6 protein-coding genes are annotated in these 6600 nt (G+C 61.8%); all 6 read left to right on the forward strand.

Features of this window, described 5'->3' with window-relative positions:
• The first annotated feature begins 12 nt into the window (after window positions 1-12).
• The 6 genes from bioF (at window position 13) to KBY02_RS24090 (ending at window position 6023) form a co-directional block, all read left to right on the forward strand.
• Window positions 13-1203 carry an 8-amino-7-oxononanoate synthase gene (gene bioF / locus KBY02_RS24065; RefSeq protein WP_003402141.1) on the forward strand — a complete coding sequence of 397 codons (1191 nt, stop codon included), beginning with the start codon at window positions 13-15 and terminating at the stop codon, window positions 1201-1203.
• Complete coding sequence (locus KBY02_RS24070) at window positions 1196-1927, forward strand: alpha/beta fold hydrolase (RefSeq protein ID WP_003402140.1); 732 nt, start codon at window positions 1196-1198, stop codon at window positions 1925-1927. Before bioF ends, KBY02_RS24070 begins: the two co-directional genes overlap by 8 nt.
• Window positions 1920-2729, forward strand: coding sequence for a malonyl-ACP O-methyltransferase BioC (bioC, locus tag KBY02_RS24075; protein ID WP_032655807.1), 810 nt, complete (start codon window positions 1920-1922; stop codon window positions 2727-2729). The genes KBY02_RS24070 and bioC overlap by 8 nt, the downstream gene beginning before the upstream one ends.
• A 24-nt stretch (window positions 2730-2753) precedes the next feature.
• Window positions 2754-3434, forward strand: coding sequence for a dethiobiotin synthase (gene bioD, locus KBY02_RS24080; protein WP_011269170.1), 681 nt, complete (start codon window positions 2754-2756; stop codon window positions 3432-3434).
• 153 nt (window positions 3435-3587) lie between these two features.
• A complete protein-coding gene (locus tag KBY02_RS24085; protein WP_003419817.1) occupies window positions 3588-3884 on the forward strand; it encodes a hypothetical protein in 297 nt (98 codons plus the stop codon).
• Window positions 3885-4217: 333 nt separating this feature from the next.
• Window positions 4218-6023, forward strand: a complete 1806-nt coding sequence (locus KBY02_RS24090) for a phenylacyl-CoA dehydrogenase (protein ID WP_011269169.1) — start codon at window positions 4218-4220, stop codon at window positions 6021-6023.
• Window positions 6024-6600 lie beyond the last annotated feature (577 nt).

Genomic DNA, 6600 nt, shown 5'->3' on the forward strand with positions numbered 1-6600 from the left:
ACCGGGGCCTGCATGTCTTTCGATCTCCGCACGCGCCTCGATGCCCGTCGCGCCGCACACCTCTATCGCCAGCGCCCGCTGCTGCAAAGCCCGCAAGGCCCGCAGGTTATCGTCGACGGCCAGCCTTTGCTGGCGTTCTGCAACAACGATTACATGGGGCTGGCCAATCATCCCGAAGTGATCGCTGCCTGGCAGGCGGGTGCCGAGCGCTGGGGTGTGGGAGGCGGGGCTTCGCATCTGGTGATCGGCCACAGCGCGCCGCACCACGAGCTGGAAGAAGCGCTGGCCGAGCTGACCGGTCGTCCGCGCGCCCTGTTGTTCTCCAATGGCTACATGGCCAACCTCGGCGCAGTGACGGCGTTGGTCGGGCAGGGCGATACGGTGCTGGAAGACCGTCTCAACCACGCCTCGCTGCTGGATGCCGGTCTGCTCAGCGGCGCACGCTTCTCGCGCTATCTGCACAACGATGTGAGCAGCCTGGAAGCGCGTCTGGAAAAATCCGTGGGCGATACCCTGGTGGTGACCGACGGTGTGTTCAGCATGGACGGCGACATCGCTGATCTGCCCGCGCTGGCCCGTTCGGCGAAGGCCAAAGGGGCCTGGCTGATGGTAGATGACGCTCACGGCTTCGGCCCTTTGGGTGCCAACGGCGCCGGTATCGTCGAGCATTTCGGCCTGAGCATGGATGACGTGCCCGTGCTGGTCGGCACCCTGGGCAAGTCGTTCGGCACTTCCGGGGCGTTCGTGGCCGGCAGTGAAGAACTGATCGAAACCCTGATCCAGTTCGCCCGGCCCTACATTTACACCACCAGCCAGCCGCCCGCGCTGGCCTGCGCCACCTTGAAAAGTCTGCAGTTGCTGCGTACCGAGCATTGGCGTCGCGAGCATCTGACGCGCCTGATCCAGCAGTTTCGTCGCGGTGCCGAGCAGATCGGGCTGCAATTGATGGACAGCTTTACCCCGATCCAGCCGATCATGATCGGTGATGCCGGTCGGGCGTTGCACCTCTCGCAGTTGCTCCGCGAGCGTGGTCTGCTGGTCACCGCCATTCGCCCGCCCACCGTGCCTGCGGGCAGCGCGCGGCTTCGTGTGACATTGTCTGCCGTGCACAGCGAAGCGGACGTGCAGCTATTATTGAACACTCTGGAGCAGTGCTACCCGCTGCTGGATGCCAGCCACTCCTCGGAGCCTGTTCATGCGTGATCGTCTGATTCTGTTGCCAGGCTGGGGCCTTGGCGTTTCGCCGCTGGAGCCGCTTGCCGCTGCGTTGCGCGGACTGGACGAGCACTTGCGGGTTGAAATCGAGCCGTTGCCGGATATCGACAGTTGCGATTTGCCAGACTGGCTCGACGAGCTGGACACCAACCTGCCAGACGACGCCTGGCTGGGCGGCTGGTCATTGGGTGGCATGCTCGCGGCTGAACTGGCAGCGCGTCGTGGCGACCGTTGCTGCGGGTTGCTGACGCTGGCCAGCAACGCCTGCTTCGTCACCCAAGGGGCGTGGCCGAATGCGATGCCCGCGCAGGATTTCGAGGCATTTCTGGCTGGTTGTGCTGATGATCCGGACCTGACCCTCAAGCGTTTCAGCCTGCTGTGCACGCAAGGTGCAGAAGACCCGCGCGGTCTGGCACGGCTGCTCAAGGCCGGCGCGCCGCACCTGTCGAAAACGGCGTTGCTCGACGGCCTGAAAATACTCCGGCAACTCGACACCCGCAGCGCGCTGCAAACCTATCGTGGCCCGCAACTGCACCTGTTCGCCGGGCTGGATGCCTTCGTGCCCGCCGAGGCAGCAGGTGATCTGCTGGCCTTGTTGCCGGATGTCGAAGTGGGCCTGATCGAGCAGGCCAGTCATGCATTCCTGCTGGAAAACCCTCACGGGGTAGCGGCCGCGATCCACGCCTTTCTGCACGAGCTGGACGATGACTGATCTTTCAATCCCCAAACCACCTTCTGTTTTGCCTGACAAACGTCAGGTCGCTGCGTCGTTTTCCCGCGCGGCAGGCAGTTATGACAGCGTTGCCGAACTGCAGCGCAACGTCGGTAATGAGCTGCTGGCGCGTCTGCCTGCGCAATGCAAGCCGTCTCGCTGGCTGGACCTGGGCAGCGGCACCGGCTATTTCAGCCGGGCGCTGGCGCAGACGTTCAGTGGCAGCGAAGGTATTGCACTGGATATCGCCGAAGGCATGTTGCGCCATGCCCAGCCCTTGGGCGGCGCACAGCACTTCGTTGCGGGTGACGCCGAGCATCTGCCGCTGCGTGAGCAGAGTTGCGGGCTGATTTTTTCCAGCCTCGCGGTGCAGTGGTGCGCCGATTTCGCTGCGGTGCTCAGTGACGCTCACCGCGTATTGCAGCCAGGCGGCGTATTCGCCTTTGCCAGCCTGTGTGTCGGCACGTTGTACGAACTGCGCGACAGCTGGCAGGCCGTGGACGGGCGGGTGCATGTGAACCGCTTTCGTCATGAGGATGACTATCGCCAGCTGTGCGCGGCGAGCGGCCTGCAAGTGCGCAGCCTCGACGTTCGCCCGCAGGTGCTGCATTACCCGGACGTGCGCAGCCTGACGCATGAGTTGAAGGCGCTCGGTGCGCACAATCTCAACCCCGGACGGCCCAATGGCCTGACCGGGCGCGAGCGGATCATGGGCATGGTTCAGGCCTATGAAGGCTTTCGCCAGGACGCCGGGCTGCCGGCTACCTATCAAGTGCTGTACGCGGTACTGGAAAAAAACTGATGATTGACAGGAAAGACTGCTGAGATGACTGCCGCCTACTTCATCACCGGGACCGATACCGACGCTGGCAAGACCACGGTGGCTGCCGGCTTGCTGCATGCAGCCCGAGCGTCCGGTCTGAGCACGGCAGCCGGCAAGCCCGTTGCGTCCGGTTGTTTGGTCACGCCACAGGGGCTGCGCAACCCGGATGCCCTGGCGTTGCTGGCCGAGTGTTCTGTCGAGCTGGATTATGCTGAAGTCAATCCGCTGGCCTTCGAACCGGCCATTGCTCCGCACCTGGCAGCACGCGAAGCCGGCGTCGCGCTGACGGTCGACTCGGTGCTGCAACCCATGCGGCATATGCTCACCAGACAGGCCGATTTCACCCTGATCGAAGGGGCAGGCGGCTGGCGCGTGCCGCTGTCCGGGCAGAGCACGTTGTCCGATCTGGCCATTGCCCTGGATCTACCGGTGATTCTGGTGGTGGGCGTGCGTCTGGGCTGCATCAATCATGCGGTGCTGACTGCTGAAGCGATTGCCCGCGACGGTTTACGTCTGGCTGGCTGGGTGGCCAACATCGTGGATGCCGACACCTCGCGGCTTGAAGAAAACCTCGCCACGCTGGTCGAGCGTCTGCCCGCACCTTGTCTGGGGCGGGTGCCGCGATTGGATGAGGCAAGTGCCGAAAATGTGGCGCAGTATCTTGATTTGAAGGTGTTGAGCTGACAGCGCCGCTATGTGGCTGACCAGCAAGACAGTTTTGGATTTTCAAGACTCAGGCTATCGTGCGGCCTAGTGCCATTAGTCTGTTTGTCGAGTATTTCCGGACAAATGCTGGTTCAATGGCTTGTGTTCGTTTTTTGAACTGAGGATCGGCTTATGCAAATCACCATGAACAACACCCTCTACCCGGGCCTTAGCGCAATGCAGGTCGGGCAAAGTCGTGTGGATCAGGCGGCCACCCAGATTGCCAGCTCCAATATCGAAGTGTCGGGCAGAAGCCAGTCTTCAGACTTTCAGCTCGAGAACCTGCGCTCGGTCGACCGTAGCCAGCGCTCCGACCTGTCGTCCAATATGGTCGAACTCGAAGCCGGCAAGGATCAGTTTGCAGCCGGACTGGCTGCGCAGAAAGCCAGCAATGAAATGCTCGGCACGCTGATCGACACCTACGCCTGATTTTCGCTGCACTTCCCGCCGTGCCTCCAGCGCACGGCGTTGCCCTCTGAATTTCTCCGCATCATTGTCCTGTATCACGCCTGCACCTGGTTTCGCCCTCCACTAGACTTTTGCTTACGCTTCTCTCGCCCCCGCACGACGTACGCCTGCGTGGCTTACGCATGGGCCGTGGACGAATGGTGCATGCTGCACTATTGACAAGGTTTGGGCGTAAACGTATGTTTCAAACACCTGTTTGACCGCGAGGCATACGAGATTGTCTGGCGCTTGAGGGTGTCTCTCCAGCGACCGCCCGGTCATTCGTTCCAGGATTCATCAGCAGAGGTTATCGCTATGCCTGACTACAAGGCCCCCTTGCGTGATATTCGTTTTGTTCGTGATGAACTGCTCGGCTATGAAGCGCACTATCAGAGTCTGCCAGCCTGTCATGACGCCACTCCGGACATGGTCGACGCCATTCTTGAAGAGGGCGCCAAGTTCTGTGAGCAGGTGCTGGCGCCGCTGAACCGTGTGGGCGATACCGAGGGTTGCACCTGGAGCGAGTCGGGCGTGAAGACGCCGAACGGCTTCAAACAGGCTTACAAACAGTTCGTCGAAGGCGGCTGGCCGAGTCTGGCGCATGACGTTGCGCACGGCGGTCAGGGTCTGCCCGAGTCGCTGGGCCTGGCGGTCAGCGAGATGGTCGGCGAGGCGAACTGGTCGTGGGGCATGTACCCGGGCCTGTCGCATGGCGCAATGAACACGATCTCCGAGCACGGCACGCCCGAGCAGCAGGACGCCTACCTGACCAAGCTGGTGTCCGGCGAATGGACCGGCACCATGTGCCTGACCGAGTCGCATTGCGGTACCGACCTGGGCATGCTGCGCACCCGGGCCGAACCTCAGGCTGACGGGACCTACAAGGTCACCGGCACCAAGATTTTCATTTCCGCCGGCGAACACGACATGGCCGATAACATCGTCCACATCGTGCTGGCTCGCCTGCCGGACGCACCGGCTGGCACCAAAGGCATTTCGCTGTTCATCGTGCCCAAGTTCCTCTCGGCTGCCGATGGCAGCATCGGTGAGCGCAACGCGGTGAACTGCGGCTCCATCGAGCACAAGATGGGCATCCACGGCAACGCCACCTGCGTGATGAACTTCGACGGCGCTACCGGCTACCTGATCGGTCCGCCGAACAAGGGCCTGAACTGCATGTTCACGTTCATGAACACTGCGCGTCTGGGCACTGCACTGCAAGGTCTGGCGCACGCCGAAGTCGCCTTCCAGGGCGGCCTGCAATATGCCCGTGATCGCCTGCAAATGCGTTCGCTGACCGGCCCCAAGGCACCGGAAAAAGCCGCTGACCCGATCATCGTTCACCCTGATGTGCGTCGCATGCTGCTGACCATGAAGGCGTTCGCCGAAGGCACGCGTGCCATGGTGTACTTCACGGCCAAGCAGGTCGACATCGTCAAGTACAGCGAAGACCCGGAGCAAAAGAAAGCCGCTGATGCATTGCTGGCGTTCATGACCCCGATCGCCAAGGCGTTCATGACGGAAGTGGGCTTTGAAGCCGCCAACCACGGTGTGCAGATCTACGGCGGCCATGGCTTCATTGCCGAGTGGGGCATGGAGCAGAACGTTCGCGACAGCCGGATTTCGATGCTGTACGAAGGCACCACCGGTATCCAGGCGCTTGATCTGCTGGGCCGCAAGGTGTTGATGACCCAGGGCGAAGCGCTCAAGGGCTTCACCAAGATCGTGCACAAGTTCTGCCAGAGCAATGAAGGCAACGAAGTTGTGCAGGAATTCGTGACGCCACTGGCTGCGCTGAACAAGGAGTGGGGCGACCTGACTCTGAAAGTCGGCATGGCGGCGATGAAGGATCGCGAAGAAGTGGGTGCTGCATCGGTGGATTACATCATGTTTTCCGGCTATGCCTGCCTGGCGTACTTCTGGGCTGATATGGCGCGTGTTGCGGCCGAGAAGCTGGCGGCCGGTGCGTCGGACGAGGCGTTCTACCGCGCGAAGATCCAGACCGCGCGTTTCTACTTCCAGCGCATCCTGCCGCGCACCCGCACCCACGTGGCGGCCATTCTGTCGGGCGCTGCCAACCTGATGGACATGAAAGAAGAAGACTTCGGCCTGGCTTACTAAGCGTCGCTGCTGTCATGAAAACCGCCTGATCGCTGATCAGGCGGTTTTTTTATGGGTGCGTTTTAGCGCATGGCTGTATTCGAATTCCCGGCGAGACCTGAGAAGGCGCTCAGGCCCCGTGCATAGTCACGATGTTCTCCAGGACACCTCTCGTTCCTCACGCACGCGTGGGAATGCAGTTCGTGACGCTCTGCGTCACACAGGGGTTTTCTTTGTCAGGTGGATTTGGGTTCGACTCAGGTCACCTTTTCGCCCCTCGGCGAGTCACTTTGATGGGGCCAAAGTGACCAAAGCCCCTGGCTCCGTTTCCGGCCCGACTTCGTCGGGTTCCTTCGACCTGTCACTGATCCGGGGGTCGCCGCAACGGGCCCTCCATGGCCCGGTGCGGCTAGCCTGGCGTCCTGCCAGGCTACCCCCGGATCAGCGCCAGGACTCAGCCGTCACTTACGTCGCACTCTGCGTCGTCTATGCCATCGTGTCCGAAAAGCACTTTAGAGTAGTCGGGCTAGAGGCACGGCCCGGAACCTGATGACTATCGTTCCTCACGCTCCGCGTGGGAATGCAGTTCGTGACGCTC

It is taken from the genome of Pseudomonas sp. P129, assembly GCF_020312195.1.
Classification (GTDB): domain Bacteria; phylum Pseudomonadota; class Gammaproteobacteria; order Pseudomonadales; family Pseudomonadaceae; genus Aquipseudomonas; species Aquipseudomonas fragariae.

Coding starts and splice junctions, on each gene's coding strand:
- bioF (WP_003402141.1), top strand. CDS start 13: ATGTCTTTCGATCTCCGCACGCGCCTCGATGCCCGTCGCGCCGCACAC.
- KBY02_RS24070 (WP_003402140.1), top strand. CDS start 1,196: ATGCGTGATCGTCTGATTCTGTTGCCAGGCTGGGGCCTTGGCGTTTCG.
- bioC (WP_032655807.1), top strand. CDS start 1,920: ATGACTGATCTTTCAATCCCCAAACCACCTTCTGTTTTGCCTGACAAA.
- bioD (WP_011269170.1), top strand. CDS start 2,754: ATGACTGCCGCCTACTTCATCACCGGGACCGATACCGACGCTGGCAAG.
- KBY02_RS24085 (WP_003419817.1), top strand. CDS start 3,588: ATGCAAATCACCATGAACAACACCCTCTACCCGGGCCTTAGCGCAATG.
- KBY02_RS24090 (WP_011269169.1), top strand. CDS start 4,218: ATGCCTGACTACAAGGCCCCCTTGCGTGATATTCGTTTTGTTCGTGAT.